This is a genomic window from Aureimonas phyllosphaerae (assembly GCF_047943035.1).
GTDB lineage: Bacteria > Pseudomonadota > Alphaproteobacteria > Rhizobiales > Rhizobiaceae > Aureimonas > Aureimonas phyllosphaerae.
In genome coordinates this window covers 3,857,682-3,870,823 of record NZ_CP181348.1, presented here as the reverse complement: position 1 = coordinate 3,870,823, position 13,142 = coordinate 3,857,682, and the positions used below count along the sequence as shown (strand labels likewise).

Below are 13,142 nucleotides of genomic sequence, written 5' to 3'. Positions count from 1 at the left end.
AGCGCTTCATGGCGAATCTGACCGCCGTCCTCCGCAAGACCATCGACGGCTTGCCGAATGCCACGCCGCAGTTGCGGGCCAAGGTCTACGAGAAGGCGCGGGCCGCCATCACGCGGCAGATCCAGTCTGCCGATCCGCCGCTGGCGGCCGAAGTCGCGGAGCAGCGCTATCGGGTGCTGGAAGACGCGATCGCCGAATCGGAAGCCCATTACCAGAGCCTCGAGGGTCCCGCGGCGCCGGTCGAGGCGCCGGCCGCTGCCCCTCCGTTCGCAGCCCCATCCCCAGCGCCGGTTTTGCCGCAGCCTGAGCCGGTCTCTCCGGCTCCCGAGCCCGCTCCGTCCTACGCGGCGCCCGAGCCGGAGCGTGCTCCGCCGCGCGCGCCGACCCCGGCGTTTCCGCGCGCCACCCCGACCATGCGGCCCGGGGACGCCGCTCCCTCTGCGCCGACACGCCCTCAGCCCCCCGCGCCCCCCGCGTACAACTCGCCCGCGGCTGCGGAGCCGCGTCCGGTGGAGCGCACGGCGCCTGCCTTCGAGCGCCCGCCGCAGCCCCGCGCCGAGCGCCCGTCGGCACCGATTATGCCGGAGCGCGCGTCCGCCGACGAGGTGCCGCAGGTCGGCGTCGTGGGACCGGCGCCGGACACGGATGAATCGTCCGCGCGTCTCGCGCCGTCGACGCGCGAGCGACGCGCGAAAGACGAGACGGGCGACAGGCCGGAGCCGCGCTCCGCCGCGCGCGGCGCCCTTCGACCCGCGAGCCCCGTTCCCGCTCAGTCGGCGGCGCCGTCGCCGGGCGCGATGCTGTCGGGCATTCCCGAGGCGGATCTCGGTGCCCCCCGCTATGCGCCGCGCCGGGCCGCGAGCCGAGGCCGCTCGCCGCTCTGGCCCGGGGTCGCCGTGCTGGCGCTCGTCGGTCTCGGTGCCCTCGGCTATCTCTATCTCGACGATATCCGCTCCGTCGTCCTCGGCACGCCGCAGACGGCATCGGTTCCCGCCGGGACCGCGCCCGGCCAGACCACCGACAGCGGCGAGGCCTCGGCTCCGGAGGCCGGTACGACGCCCGAGACCGCCGCGCCGCCGAGCGGCACCGTGACCGACGTCGCCCCGGCGACGCCGACGACCACGCCCCCCGCGCCGGGCGGGCGACAGTTTACCCAGCGCCTCCTGCCGGACGGGACCGAGGTGGACGAGGGACCGGGCACGAGCGCGCCGAACGCCTTCGAGGAGGGGACCAACGTCGCCGCCGCGACGATCGCGCCGACGCCCGCCCCGGAGACGGCGCCAACCACGACGCCCGCAACGCCGGAGCCGAGCGCGACGCCCGCGCCCCAGGCACCCGCGTCGACGCCGCAGGTGGCGGCCGGTACCGTGCCGGTCGGCCAGCGTGCGGTGTTCTACGAGGAGCGTTCGGCCGATCGCGAGGGCACGCAGCAAAGCGGCAACGTCGTTTGGAGCCTCGACAACGAGCCCCCCGCCGAGGGACGGCCGGCCGAGCCGGTGATCCGGGCCGTGGTCGATGTGCCCGATAGCAGCCTCAAGATGACGATGACCATCCGCCGCAACGCCGACACGACGCTGCCGGCGAGCCATGTGATCGAGATCCTTTTCGACACGCCCGCCAACTTCCCCGGCGGCCAGATCGAGAACGTACAACGGTTGGCGCTAAAGCCGACGGAGCAGGCGCGCGGCGAGCCGCTGATCGGTGTCGCCGGCAAGATCTCCGACGGGTTCTTCATCATCGCGTTGAACGACCTGCCGCAGGCGATCCAGAGCAATCTCGCGCTGCTGCGCAGCCAGGAGTGGATCGACATTCCGATTGCCTACACGTCGGGTCAGCGGGCGCTGATGTCGATCGAGAAGGGCATTCCCGGCGAGCGCGTGTTCCGCGAGGCGATCGACGCCTGGAACAGTCGGACCTGACATCGGCCGGGTCGGAGCCAAAGGAAAGGGCCGGTCTCGCGGGAGACCGGCCCTTTTTCATGTTTTGGTAGTCGGCCGCGTCAGGCGTGGGCGTCCTCGACGACCCGCAGCGAGCGGCGCGCGGCTTCCGCCGTGTCCTGCACCGCCTTCTGCACCTTCTCGAAGGCGCGCACCTCGATCTGGCGCACGCGCTCGCGGCTGATGTCGAACTCGCCCGACAGCGCTTCCAGCGTCAGCGGATCCTCGGCCAGTCGCCGCGCCTCGAAAATGCGGCGCTCGCGATCGTTCAGGACGTCCATCGCCCGGTGCAGCATGCCGCGGCGCTGTTCGAGCTCGTCCTGCTCGACCAGGATATCCTCCTGGCTCTCGGACTGATCGACCAGCCAGTCCTGCCACTCGCCCGACTCGCCTTCCGTCGCGCGGATCGGTGCGTTCAAGGACGCGTCGCCCGACAGGCGGCGGTTCATCGAGACGACCTCCTCCTCGGACACGCCGAGCGAGGTCGCGATCTGCTGGACCTGCTCGGGGCGCAGATCGCCCTCGTCGAGCGCCTGGATGCGGCTCTTCATCTTGCGCAGGTTGAAGAACAGGCGCTTCTGGTTGGCCGTCGTGCCCATCTTTACGAGGCTCCACGACCGCAGGATGTATTCCTGGATCGAGGCCTTGATCCACCACATCGCATAGGTGGCCAGACGGAAGCCGCGGTCGGCGTCGAAGCGCTTGACCGCCTGCATCAGGCCGACATTGCCCTCGGACACGACCTCGCCGATCGGCAGCCCATAGCCGCGATAGCCCATCGCGATCTTCGCCACGAGGCGCAGATGGCTGGTGACCAGCTTGTGGGCCGCGCCGCGATCGTCGTGTTCGGCGTAGCGCTTGGCCAGCATGTATTCTTCGTTCGGCTCCAGCATCGGAAAACGCCGGATCTCGTCGAGGTAGCGGCTGAGGCCGCCCTCGCCGGACGCGATGCTGGGAAGATTGGCTCTCGCCATATGGAACCCTCCTTCTGCCTGGATCGCTCGTTGCCCGAGCCGATCGGCTGCGAGGCGCCCTGAAGGCGCACCTCGCCGAGCTTCGATATGGTGACTCTGTGCCCCGATTACACGACCTGAAGAGGGCGAACGAAGGTTACATTTCGTTCACTCGGGAGAGACGCCGGACCCGTGTCGCCCTGCCGTCATCGCGGGCGTGTCAGGCGTCCAAACGGGCCAGCGCTTCGAGAAGTTCCTGCATGTCGTCCGGCAGTTCCGTCTCGAACTCCATCGCCTCGCCGGTGACCGGATGCTCGAAGGCGAGGCGGAAGGCGTGGAGAGCCTGACGGGGAAACGCCGAGACCACCTCGCCGACGTCGCCCAGTTTCTTCGCCTTCGTGCGGAAGTGTGCGCCGTAGACCTCGTCGCCGATCAGCGGGTGGCCGATATGGCTCATGTGGACGCGGATCTGGTGCGTGCGTCCCGTCTCGAGGACGCAGGCGATCAGCGAGGCGTTGGCGCCCTCCGTGCCGAAGCGCTCCAGCACCTCGAAATGGGTGACGGCGTGGCGCGCGTCCGGTCGGCCTTCCGGCACGACCTGCCGCTTGGTGCGGTCGGAGTTGGAGCGGCCGAGCGCGGCCTCGACCGTGCCGACGGGCCGCGACGGCACGCCCCAGACCACGGCCTGATAGGCGCGTTCCATCCGGCCGTCCTGCCCGTGGGCGGCGAATTGCTTGGCCAGCGAGCGGTGCGCGGTGTCGGACTTGGCGACGACCATGACGCCGCTCGTGTCCTTGTCGAGCCGGTGCACGATGCCGGGACGCTTCACGCCGCCGATGCCCGACAGCGTGTCGCCGCAATGGAAGAGGAGGGCATTGACGAGCGTGCCGGTCCAGTTGCCGGGGCCGGGATGCACCACGAGCCCCGCCGGCTTGTCGAGGACGACGAGGTGGTCGTCCTCGTAGAGGATATCGAGCGTGATGTCCTCGCCGGTCGGCTCCGGGGCGGCCGCCTCCGGCATGTCGAGCTGCACGGTCTCGCCCGCCGCGACCTTGCGCTTTGGGACGGTGACGGTCTCGTCGTCGATGCGGACCTGCCCGTCCTCGATCAGGGACTGAAGCCGCGAGCGCGACAACTCGCCGCCGAGCGCCGAGGCGAGGAACTGGTCGAGCCGGCGTCCGGCGTCCGCCTCGCCCACGACGAACGCGCTTGCGTCCGTTTCGTCTCCCCCTGTACCAACGATCGACATCTGACACTCCAGCGGCGCGGGAAGAACGTGACGGGAAACAATGAAACGGCCGGCGCGCCGAATGATCCGGCCTTCGAGAAGGTGCGGCGCAAGATGGTCCGCCTGCTCGCGATCTCGATCGCCGTCCTGTTCGTCGGGCTTATCGCGGTTCTGAGCGCCGTTGTCTATCGCACCAAGGACGGCGAGGGCGCGCAGCGCGCCGCCGGCACGCTGCCGCCTGTGGCGATCGGCGCGGGCGCGCGCGTCGTCGCGACCGCCCTCAACGGCGAGAATGCGCTTTTGACCGTGGAAGCCGCCGACGGCACGCAGTCGCTCGTCCTCATCGACCTCGGCTCCGGCACGCTCGCGGCGCGCTATCCGCTGTCGGCCGTCGAGCCTCCCGCGCAAACCGCGCGGTGATCCGCAGAAAGCGCTTGCCAAGCCGGAACGGGCTGGCTATATCCCCGATCACTGGTTCGCGCCCATCGTCTAGCGGTTAGGACGGCGCCCTCTCACGGCGCAAACAGGGGTTCGATTCCCCTTGGGCGTACCAGTCATCTTCTCTTTCACAATCCGTTTTGCTTCATCTCGCTGACTTGGCGTGAGTGGCCCATCATCGGCCGTACGTCGGGGGCGGGACGCGGGAGATAGCGATGGATAAAGGGCGGCAGGCACCGGAACGGCCGAGTGTTATCGCCATCCGCGATCCCGCCGACCCGCGTATCGCCGCGTTTCGCGACGTGCGCGAGCGCGACCTGACGCGCAGCGGGCAGTTCATCGCCGAAGGGGCGGTGGTCCTCGACCAGATCCTCGCTTCGTGCCGGTTCCGGCCCGTCAGCCTGCTGGTGCTGCGTGAGAGGCTCGATGGGCTGTCCGCGCGGCTTTCCGCGTTGCCGGCGGATGTACCGATCTATCGGGCGGAGCGGGAGGTGTTCGACCGGATCGCGGGCTTTCCCGTCCATCGCGGGGTTATGGCGCTCGCAGAGCCCGTGCTGGCGTCGGGCGAGGCGGACGTCGAGGCGGCCCTCGAAGCCACGCTGGAGGCGCGAGGCAATATCGTCGTCGCCTGCGGTCTGTCGAACCACGACAACATGGGCGCGATCTTCCGCAACGCCGCAGCATTCGGTGCGGGCGCCGTGATTCTCGACGAGCGAGCCTGCGACCCGCTTTACCGCAAGGCGATCCGGGTTTCGGTCGGAACCGTCTTCACCGTGCCGTTCGTGCGCTGGGGCAGCGCGGCCGAGATCGCGGAACGCCTGTCGTCGATGGGCTACGAGTGTCTTGCCCTGACGCCGAACGCTGCGGATGCGCTGCGCGACATCCGTGACATTCGGCCCCGCGCCCTGTTTCTCGGCGCGGAAGGGGATGGGCTGGACGATGCGGTAATCAGACGCTGCCGCCCGGTGCGCATCGAGATGGCACCCGGCCTCGACAGCCTCAACGTCGCGACTTCCGCCGCGCTCGTCCTGCACCATTTGGCTTTCCCGGCGCGGCCGTGACCGTCGCCCCCGGCGCGGTCGTAACCGTCACGTCCGGCGTCACCGCGACGCCGGGTGCCGGCGCGGAGGCGGCTTCACTAGCCTGAAGGCTGCGCACGCGGTCGGCGAGGAACGGCTCGCCGCCGCCCTGTGGCTGTGGCGCCTCGGCGATGAAGCGCGCAAGCTGCGAATCGGACCCTTCGACCTTGATCCGCTCGTGAATGACGCGCGCGGCGATGTCGCCGATGCGCTCGCGGATTTCCGCGTGGTCAGCCGCCGCGGCTGCGGGTCTTGCGGCTCCCGTGCGCGCGATCGCAGCCCGAAGTCGGCTGCTTCCGGTCGGGCCCGTGGCCGCCGGCGGAGCCGGAGCGAGGGGGGCAGGGGCGCCCTCGGGCTTTCCTGCCGCGAGCGGCTGCAGCGTCGGCCGCAGCGCGGGCGCCGTCGCGGCGGGAGGGCTTGCGGCAGCCGTTGGCGGCGAGGCAAGAGCGGCAGCGAGCTCGGCAACCCGCGCTTCGGCGGTCGCCAGCTGGAACCGTTGCGCGTCGAAGCGCTCGCTGAGGCTTGCGTGCTTGGCGGAAAGGCCGGCCAGTTCGCCCTCGCGGCGTTCGAGGCGTGCCCGCAGATCCTGGCGCGTCGCCAGAAGCGCGTCGCGCTCCTGCGTCAGCATGCCGATCTGGTCTTCGAGATGGCGGATGCGGCCGCTGCTCGTGGCGATCTCGCGGTCGAGTTCCGCCTGCCGCGAAAGAAGCTGGCCGTTTTCGAGGATGGCGCGGCCGGCCTCGGCGCGCTCGCGTACCACCGTCTCCTGCGCGGCGCGATGCCGTATCGCCTCCTGGCCGAGATCGAAGGCCGCCCTGGCGCGCGCAGCGTCGATCTCGGCGCGCATTTCGCGGACGGACGCCGGGATATTGGCCTCGAATTCGCGCCGCGCGAGGCGCTGGGCGTTGCTCCACAGGATCGGCGCGAAGACGAGGGCCAGGAAGCTGGCGACCAGGGCGCCGAGCGCGAAGACGAGCGCGGTTGCGATCATGAAACGTTCGACCTCGTGCCTGGCGGATGCCGTAGGTCGACATAGGCCAGAAAGGCGACCGGACGACGGCCGCATCGAACTGTCATACGTCAATCCGCCCCGGCCTGCCTAGCGCGGCGTTCCCGGTCAGAACGGGTTCCAGGTCGCGCTCGGGGTCAGCTTGAGATAGCCGACATTGACGCCGAGGCGGGCGCCGACGCCGGTGCGGATCGGCACCAGCGTGATCGCGTCGCGCTGCAGGAATGTCATGCCGACGCCGCCGACCAGATAGGCGCTGCCGCTCATGCCGACGAAGCGGCCGTAGACGCCTTCCACCGAGGGCAGGTTGTAGACGAGCATCATGGTGCGCGCCCCGTCGCCGCCGGCGTCGAAGCCGATCGACGGGCCCTGCCAGAAGATGCGGTGCTCGCCGGCGTTCTTGGTGAAGAGTGTTCCTTCGCCAAAGCGCAGGCCGCCGATGAAGGCGCCGGAGCCTTCCTCGCCGAGGATGTAGCCGTTGGGCAGGCCTCGCTCCTGGAAGGCGCGCTCGATCACCGTGGCGAGGCCGCCGGCCGTGGCGCCGAAGAAGCGGTGCCCCTCGCCGACGATCTCTTCCATCGTGTAGCCGCCGCTCTGCGCTTGGGCGCTCGCGGGCAGGGTGGAGAGGCCGATCGACGCCGGCAGCGCCACGGCGGCCATGGCGGCGAGGGCGAGGCGGCGGACCAGCCGGGTCGTGCGGTTCATCGCGGAAATCCTTCCGAAGGCTGTGACGGTCCGGGCGCCTGGGGCGGCGGCCGGACGAAGGTCTCGTCCACAGCTTGCGCGATGCATGGTTTCCGCTTCCCTAACGCCGGTGGCTGCCGCACGGGCAGGTGTCGTCGGGATGCCACAGGCGGCGGAAAGGGTGCCGGCGGCCCGGCTTTGCCTCGCCGCACGGGCGACCGCGTGATAGGGCGATTGTGTCCGATTTTCATCGAATGTTAACCAAGACGGAACGCCGATGACGAACCTGCCCGCATTGTCCGCGCCGGATCTGGCGGCCCTTCTGGCCAGCCGCCTCTGCCACGACATCATCTCCCCGGTCGGGGCGATCCAGAGCGGGCTCGAGCTTCTCGACGACATGCCGGACGATCCGGAATCGATGGCGCTGGTGCGCTCCTCCACCAAGAGCGCGGTGTCCAAGCTCCAGTTCGCGCGGATCGCCTACGGCGCGTCGGGCTCCTCGACAGCGCAGATCGACATGGGCGACGCCAGGACCGTCGCCGAGGGCTGGATGGCGTTCGAGAAGGCCAACCTGCAATGGTCGGGCGAGCGCGCCTACGTGCCGAAGAACATCGCCAAGCTGGTGCTCAACCTTCTCGTCGTCGCCAACGCATCTGTGCCGCGCGGGCGCGAGGTCGAGGTGGTGATCGAGCAGCTCGAGCCGGTGGCGCGCTTCACGATCACCTCGCGCGGCAAGCCGCTGCGCGTGCCGGCGAAGTTCCGCGAGCTACTGGCCGGCGAGGCGACGCCCGATTCGATCGATGCCCACGGCATCCAGCCCTACTATGCGCTGCTTCTGGCGCGCGAGGCGAAGCTTGCCGTCACCTTGGAGCAGACCGAAGAGGAAGCGGTGTTCCGCGTGGCGCCGATCGCTGAGGCCGCCGAGCCCGCCGACGCGGACGAAACGGTTGCATTCGACGGATCGCGTTGACGATCCGTTGGCCGTTCTCGTGAACCCGTCCGAAAAGATCGGCTGCTAAGGTCCGTCCCGAACGCCGGTCTTCGCCGGCGGCAAGCCGGAGCCGATCGCATGTCCGTCTGCCTCGTCATAGACGAATCCAGCATCGTCGCCAAGGTCGCCGCGCGCATCCTGACGGGCGTCGATCTCAAGACGATCGGCGCCGAGAGCATGGCCGCCGGTGCCCGCCTGCTGGCCGAGCCAAGCGCGACTGCGCCGGTCCTCGTGCTGGTCTCGGCCTCGCTTCCCAACACGACGGTAGACGCGTCGGTACGCGCGCTCCGGGCCGATCCGAAGACGGCCAAGGCCAAGATTCTCGTTTCGCTGGTGGAATCGAACCTCGGCACCATGACACGCGCCAAGCGGGCGGGGGCCGACGGCTTCATCTTCCGACCCTTCGACCGCGCCTCGCTTCTCGACTGGGTCGCGCCCTTCGTCGCGGTTGCCGAGCCGGCTGCGGCCTGAGCATGAAAAAGCCCGCCGTTCCGAAGGGAAGGGCGGGCTCTGGTCAATGAAGGCCGTTGGTTCAGGCGGCGCGGGTGTCGGATTCCGGCTCGCGCAGGACGTAGCCGCGGCCCCAGACGGTCTCGATGTAGTTCTTGCCCTCGGTGGCGGTCGCCAGCTTCTTGCGCAGCTTGCAGATGAAGACGTCGATGATCTTCAACTCGGGCTCGTCCATGCCGCCGTAGAGGTGGTTCAGGAACATTTCCTTCGTGAGCGTCGTGCCCTTGCGGAGCGAGAGCAGCTCCAGCATGGCGTATTCCTTGCCTGTCAGGTGCACGCGCTGGCTGTTCACCTCGACCGTCTTGGCGTCGAGGTTCACGGTGAGGTCGCCGGTCACGATGACCGACTGGGCGTGGCCCTTGGAGCGGCGCACGATGGCGTGGATGCGGGCGACCAGCTCGTCCTTGTGGAAGGGCTTGGTCATGTAGTCGTCGGCGCCGAAGCCGAGGCCGCGCACCTTGTCCTCGATGCCCGCCATGCCCGACAGAATCAGGATCGGCGTCTTGACCTTGGCGAGACGCAGCGTGCGCAGCACCTCGTAGCCCGACATGTCGGGCAGGTTCAGGTCGAGAAGGATGATGTCGTAGTCGTAGAGCTTGCCGAGATCGACACCCTCTTCGCCGAGATCCGTCGTGTAGACGTTGAAGCTCTCGGACTTCAGCATGAGTTCGATGCTTTGCGCGATCGCGCTGTCATCCTCAATCAAAAGAACGCGCATCAGTTAAATCCTCTGCATCAGCCCGGCCGGGGCGGGGGGACCGACAAGGTTGGAGTTCGTCTTAGAGCTGAAAGCCATCGTGCCAGTGAATGGTTAACAATGCCTTCCGCTCGAATCCTTTGTTCAACCGAGTCTTTCGATCTGTGTCCGTATCGCGGCGAAGATGTGTGGGATCCCATTTGGAAAGCACGTCGCATCCTCGCTTCGACTTGAACCTGATCGGTTTACCCTGCCTTAAATGATCCATGGCTATGATTAACGGCGCGCGTAAACAGACGGTTAAGGTGTAGCCGCCGAGGCTTGCCTGAAGCCGCACGAGCGTCGCGAAACGGGGGTTCATGTCGAGAACCCCTATGGAACACAGGAGATGAGGGCGTCATGGCCAAACGTGACAACCTGGTTCGGCTGGCGCGCTTCAAGGTGGCCGAGAAGCGCCGTCAGGCAGACCAGCTGCAGATGATGCTGAACGAGTTCGAGCGGATGGCCGGCGAGCTCGACGCCCAGATCGCGAGCGAGGAGAAGAAGTCCGGCATCACGGACCTCAACCATTTCGCTTACCCGACCTTCGCCAAGGCTGCGCGCACCCGCCGCGACAACCTGACGAACTCGGCCGGCGACCTGCGCATCCAGATGAACGCCGCGCGCATCGCGCTCGAGGAGGCCGAGGCGGAACTCGTCAACGCCGAGAAGCTCGAGCAGCGCGATGCCGGGGAGGACCGGCGCACCGCCGTCGCCTGACGATCCCCGCCGGTCACGATCCATACGAAAGGCCCGGGCGCTGCGGCACCCGGGCCTTTTTCTTTGTCCTGCGCCCGGCGCGTTGGAGCCAAGATACGAGAAAGGGCCGGCGCCTCACGGCCCGGCCCTTCGATTCCCTCGCGTGCCGATCGATCAGTGCAGATCGATCTTCTTGCGATATTCCTGGATCTGCGTCGTGCGCAGCCCGGCCAGGCCGTGGCTGTCGATCGACGCCTGCCACGACAGGAATTCTTCCACGGTCAGCGTGTAGCGCGAGCAAGCCTCGTCGAGGCTGAGGAGCCCACCGCGCACCGCCGCGACCACTTCCGCCTTGCGGCGGATCACCCAGCGCCTCGTATTGGAGGGCGGGAGGTCGGCGATCGTCAGCGGACTCCCATCGGGGCCAATGACGTATTTCACTCTTGGTCTAACCTGATCGGTCATTGAACTCTCTACACTACGCAAAGACCTAATCGCCACGTTCAAGCTAGACCGGCGGCTCTAAACATTCCGCTAAGCCCTTATTAGCAATTCGATAACAGGTTGAATCAAGCTTCAGGCCCACCCAGATGGAATTGTGGTCTCGCGGTGCCGAGAACGCGAATGCGATCCGATGGTTGGCACGTTCCGGCAGGCTGAGTAAAAGAAGCGCTTACCTGCCGGCCCGGCCGGCGCATGAGAGTTTGCCTGCCATGCTGAACAGTCTCGACCTGCCGAAGGCGCCCGCCGAGACGCGCGTCGTGGTCGCCATGTCGGGCGGCGTCGATTCGTCGGTCACCGCTGCGATTCTCAAGGAGGAGGGCTACGACGTCGTCGGAATCACCCTGCAGCTCTACGACGGCGGCGCGACGCCCAAGCGCGCCGGCGCCTGCTGCGCGGGCCAGGACATCGCCGACGCGCGCCGGACCTCCGAGATCCTCGGCATCCCGCACTACGTCCTCGACTATGAGCAGCGGTTCCGCGAGGCGGTGATCGATCCCTTCGCCGCGAGTTATCTCGCGGGCGAGACGCCGATTCCCTGCGTCGCGTGCAACCAGACGGTCAAGTTCCGCGATCTCCTGGCCACCGCGCGCGACCTCGGCGCCGACGCGCTGGCCACCGGGCACTACATCCTGTCGCGTCCGAACGGCGATCATCGCAGCCTCTATCGGCCGGCCGATCTCGACCGCGACCAGAGCTACTTCCTCTACGGCACGACGCAGGAGCAGGTGGATTTCCTGCGCTTTCCGCTCGGACACCTGACGAAGCCCGAGACGCGGGAGATCGCGGCGCGCTTCGGGCTCGGCGTCGCCTCGAAGCCCGACAGCCAGGACATCTGCTTCGTCGCCAATGGTCGCTACAGCGACGTGATCTCGCGCCTGCGTCCGGATGCCGGCGAGCCGGGCGAGATCGTGCACATCGACGGTCGGCCGCTCGGACGGCACCAGGGCATCGTCCATTTCACGATCGGCCAGCGGCGCGGCCTCGGCATCGCGTCGGGTGAGCCGCTCTACGTCGTCGGCATCGATGCGCGCGCGGCGCGCGTGGTCGTCGGGCCCCGCTCTGCGCTCGAGACCCGGCGGCTGACGCTGCGCTCGGTCAACTGGCTCGGCACGGCGCCGATGCCGGCGGGCGATGAGGGGGGCATGGACCTCTTCGTGCGCATCCGCTCGACCCGCCCGCCAGCGCCCGCGCGGCTTTCGCGCGGCGCCGACGGGGCGCCGGTGGTCGAACTGCTGGCCGGGGAAGACGGCGTCTCGCCCGGTCAGGCCTGCGTCTTCTATGCCGGCGAAGGGGAGGGCGCGCAGGTGCTCGGCGGCGGCGTGATCGCGCGCACCGAGCGGGCTGCGCTGTCGGACGACGGCTCGCAGAGCCTCGTCGCCTGACGCATCAGGCGGCCGAGCGCGGCGAGGCCGTTTCCAGGATGCGCACCGTCTCCACCGCCTCGTCCGCGCCGGTACGCGGCGGCTGGCGCGTGGTGACGCATTCAAGGAAGTGACGCAGTTCCCGGTCGAGCGGCAGGCCGGGCTCGGTCTCGATGTATTCCGGGTCGGCGGACTGGAAGGCGAAGGCCCGGCCGTTGCGCCAGACGCGGTGACCGTAGAAGGCGAGCTTCTGTCCCTCGGGAGCGAGATCGTCGAAGCACAGCATGCCTTCGGTTCCGATCGCCGTGAAGCGACGGTCGCGGAAGGGCGAGACACGCGAGACGTGGATTTCCGCTCCGACGCCCGATGGAAAGCTGAGGGCGATGTCGGCGACGTCGGTCTCGTCGCTGAGCACGGTGCGCCGCAGCGTCTCGATCGAGGCGGGATGTTCGCCCGCGATCCGCAGCACCAGCGACAGGTCGTGCGGGGCGAGGTCCCACACCGCGTCCATGCCGAGGAAGCGACCGAGGCCGAGGCGCGTCGAGATGATGTGCCGGAGCGTGCCAATGCGGCCTTCGGCGACCGCGGCCTCCAAACGCTCGAAGACGGGGTGGAAGCGCAGGACATGGCCCACCATCAGGATACGGCCGGCATCCGCCGCGGCCTTCGCGGTGGCCGCCGCATCCACCGCGTCGAGCCCGATCGGCTTCTCGATCAGGACATCCTTTCCGGCCGCGAAGGCGCGACGCGCGGTCGGCCCGTGCAGCGAGGGCGGCAGCGCGAGCACCAGCGCGTCGATCGCCGTGTCGGCAAGGAGCGCCTCGAGCGAGACCGCCGGCACGGCGAAACGCTCGGCGAGCGCTGCGGCGCGCGTGGGATCGGCGTCGGAGATGGCTGCGAGCGCGCCGATCTCCTTCAACGTGCGGACGTGATTCTGACCCCAGTGGCCACAGCCGATGACGGCAACGCGCGGTGTCATGAAAGCTCCATCCGCAACCTCGTTGGCGCGTTGC

At 68.6% G+C, this 13,142-nt stretch carries 14 protein-coding genes and 1 tRNA gene; 8 read left to right on the top strand and 7 right to left on the bottom strand.

The features are described 5' to 3' along the window. The first annotated feature begins 8 nt into the window (after positions 1-8). A complete protein-coding gene (locus ACLNGM_RS18510; RefSeq protein WP_416356065.1) occupies positions 9-1,919 on the top strand; it encodes a hypothetical protein in 1,911 nt (636 codons plus the stop codon). A gap of 80 nt (positions 1,920-1,999) precedes the next feature. Here the strand turns inward: ACLNGM_RS18510 and rpoH are convergent, their stop codons facing one another. Beyond that, complete coding sequence (rpoH, locus tag ACLNGM_RS18505; RefSeq protein ID WP_416356064.1) at positions 2,000-2,911, bottom strand: RNA polymerase sigma factor RpoH; 912 nt, start codon at positions 2,909-2,911, stop codon at positions 2,000-2,002. 199 nt (positions 2,912-3,110) lie between these two features. Further along, positions 3,111-4,139, bottom strand: coding sequence for an RluA family pseudouridine synthase (locus tag ACLNGM_RS18500; protein WP_416356063.1), 1,029 nt, complete (start codon positions 4,137-4,139; stop codon positions 3,111-3,113). A gap of 27 nt (positions 4,140-4,166) precedes the next feature. Here ACLNGM_RS18500 and ACLNGM_RS18495 point away from each other — a divergent pair, with 27 nt between their 5' ends. From ACLNGM_RS18495 to ACLNGM_RS18485, 3 genes are all read left to right on the top strand, one after another. Next, positions 4,167-4,538: a fimbrial protein gene (locus ACLNGM_RS18495; RefSeq protein WP_416356062.1), complete on the top strand. Its 372-nt coding sequence runs from the start codon at positions 4,167-4,169 to the stop codon at positions 4,536-4,538. A 58-nt stretch (positions 4,539-4,596) separates the two neighbouring features. Further along, positions 4,597-4,671, top strand: a tRNA-Glu gene (locus ACLNGM_RS18490). A 100-nt stretch (positions 4,672-4,771) separates the two neighbouring features. After that, positions 4,772-5,617: a TrmH family RNA methyltransferase gene (locus ACLNGM_RS18485; RefSeq protein WP_416356061.1), complete on the top strand. Its 846-nt coding sequence runs from the start codon at positions 4,772-4,774 to the stop codon at positions 5,615-5,617. Here the strand turns inward: ACLNGM_RS18485 and ACLNGM_RS18480 are convergent. Beyond that, complete coding sequence (locus ACLNGM_RS18480) at positions 5,556-6,626, bottom strand: hypothetical protein (RefSeq protein WP_416356060.1); 1,071 nt, start codon at positions 6,624-6,626, stop codon at positions 5,556-5,558. The two genes, ACLNGM_RS18485 and ACLNGM_RS18480, sit on opposite strands and share 62 nt — an antisense overlap. 126 nt (positions 6,627-6,752) lie before the next feature. After that, positions 6,753-7,349, bottom strand: a complete 597-nt coding sequence (locus tag ACLNGM_RS18475; RefSeq protein ID WP_090958313.1) for a DUF1134 domain-containing protein — start codon at positions 7,347-7,349, stop codon at positions 6,753-6,755. Between the two features lie 256 nt (positions 7,350-7,605). Between ACLNGM_RS18475 and chpT the strand changes: the two genes are divergently transcribed. Both chpT and ACLNGM_RS18465 read left to right on the top strand, forming a co-directional pair. Next, positions 7,606-8,298 carry a histidine phosphotransferase ChpT gene (chpT, locus tag ACLNGM_RS18470; RefSeq protein ID WP_416356059.1) on the top strand — a complete coding sequence of 231 codons (693 nt, stop codon included), beginning with the start codon at positions 7,606-7,608 and terminating at the stop codon, positions 8,296-8,298. A gap of 99 nt (positions 8,299-8,397) precedes the next feature. Then, positions 8,398-8,790 carry a response regulator gene (locus ACLNGM_RS18465; protein ID WP_416356058.1) on the top strand — a complete coding sequence of 131 codons (393 nt, stop codon included), beginning with the start codon at positions 8,398-8,400 and terminating at the stop codon, positions 8,788-8,790. Positions 8,791-8,851: 61 nt separating this feature from the next. Here the strand turns inward: ACLNGM_RS18465 and ctrA are convergent, their stop codons facing one another. Next, complete coding sequence (gene ctrA / locus ACLNGM_RS18460) at positions 8,852-9,547, bottom strand: response regulator transcription factor CtrA (RefSeq protein WP_055888342.1); 696 nt, start codon at positions 9,545-9,547, stop codon at positions 8,852-8,854. A gap of 378 nt (positions 9,548-9,925) precedes the next feature. On the opposite strand from ctrA, the gene ACLNGM_RS18455 reads away from it, so the two are divergent. Continuing rightward, entirely contained in the window at positions 9,926-10,285 is a 360-nt protein-coding gene (locus ACLNGM_RS18455; RefSeq protein WP_090958307.1) for a flagellar export protein FliJ, read from the top strand. A 153-nt stretch (positions 10,286-10,438) separates the two neighbouring features. Here ACLNGM_RS18455 and ACLNGM_RS18450 read toward each other — a convergent pair whose 3' ends face one another. Then, positions 10,439-10,729, bottom strand: a complete 291-nt coding sequence (locus ACLNGM_RS18450) for a DUF1153 domain-containing protein (protein WP_090958305.1) — start codon at positions 10,727-10,729, stop codon at positions 10,439-10,441. 248 nt (positions 10,730-10,977) lie between these two features. Between ACLNGM_RS18450 and mnmA the strand changes: the two genes are divergently transcribed. Then, positions 10,978-12,150: a tRNA 2-thiouridine(34) synthase MnmA gene (gene mnmA / locus ACLNGM_RS18445; protein WP_416356057.1), complete on the top strand. Its 1,173-nt coding sequence runs from the start codon at positions 10,978-10,980 to the stop codon at positions 12,148-12,150. A gap of 4 nt (positions 12,151-12,154) precedes the next feature. Here the strand turns inward: mnmA and ACLNGM_RS18440 are convergent, their stop codons facing one another. After that, positions 12,155-13,108, bottom strand: coding sequence for a Gfo/Idh/MocA family protein (locus ACLNGM_RS18440; protein WP_416356056.1), 954 nt, complete (start codon positions 13,106-13,108; stop codon positions 12,155-12,157). Positions 13,109-13,142 lie beyond the last annotated feature (34 nt).

Excerpts from the sequence above, each read along its gene's own strand:
- ACLNGM_RS18510 (WP_416356065.1), top strand. The coding sequence starts at position 9 with ATGGCGAATCTGACCGCCGTCCTCCGCAAGACCATCGACGGCTTGCCG.
- rpoH (WP_416356064.1), bottom strand. The coding sequence starts at position 2,911 with ATGGCGAGAGCCAATCTTCCCAGCATCGCGTCCGGCGAGGGCGGCCTC.
- ACLNGM_RS18500 (WP_416356063.1), bottom strand. The coding sequence starts at position 4,139 with ATGTCGATCGTTGGTACAGGGGGAGACGAAACGGACGCAAGCGCGTTC.
- ACLNGM_RS18485 (WP_416356061.1), top strand. The coding sequence starts at position 4,772 with ATGGATAAAGGGCGGCAGGCACCGGAACGGCCGAGTGTTATCGCCATC.
- ACLNGM_RS18480 (WP_416356060.1), bottom strand. The coding sequence starts at position 6,626 with ATGATCGCAACCGCGCTCGTCTTCGCGCTCGGCGCCCTGGTCGCCAGC.
- ACLNGM_RS18475 (WP_090958313.1), bottom strand. The coding sequence starts at position 7,349 with ATGAACCGCACGACCCGGCTGGTCCGCCGCCTCGCCCTCGCCGCCATG.
- chpT (WP_416356059.1), top strand. The coding sequence starts at position 7,606 with ATGACGAACCTGCCCGCATTGTCCGCGCCGGATCTGGCGGCCCTTCTG.
- ACLNGM_RS18465 (WP_416356058.1), top strand. The coding sequence starts at position 8,398 with ATGTCCGTCTGCCTCGTCATAGACGAATCCAGCATCGTCGCCAAGGTC.
- ctrA (WP_055888342.1), bottom strand. The coding sequence starts at position 9,547 with ATGCGCGTTCTTTTGATTGAGGATGACAGCGCGATCGCGCAAAGCATC.
- ACLNGM_RS18455 (WP_090958307.1), top strand. The coding sequence starts at position 9,926 with ATGGCCAAACGTGACAACCTGGTTCGGCTGGCGCGCTTCAAGGTGGCC.
- ACLNGM_RS18450 (WP_090958305.1), bottom strand. The coding sequence starts at position 10,729 with ATGACCGATCAGGTTAGACCAAGAGTGAAATACGTCATTGGCCCCGAT.
- mnmA (WP_416356057.1), top strand. The coding sequence starts at position 10,978 with ATGCTGAACAGTCTCGACCTGCCGAAGGCGCCCGCCGAGACGCGCGTC.
- ACLNGM_RS18440 (WP_416356056.1), bottom strand. The coding sequence starts at position 13,108 with ATGACACCGCGCGTTGCCGTCATCGGCTGTGGCCACTGGGGTCAGAAT.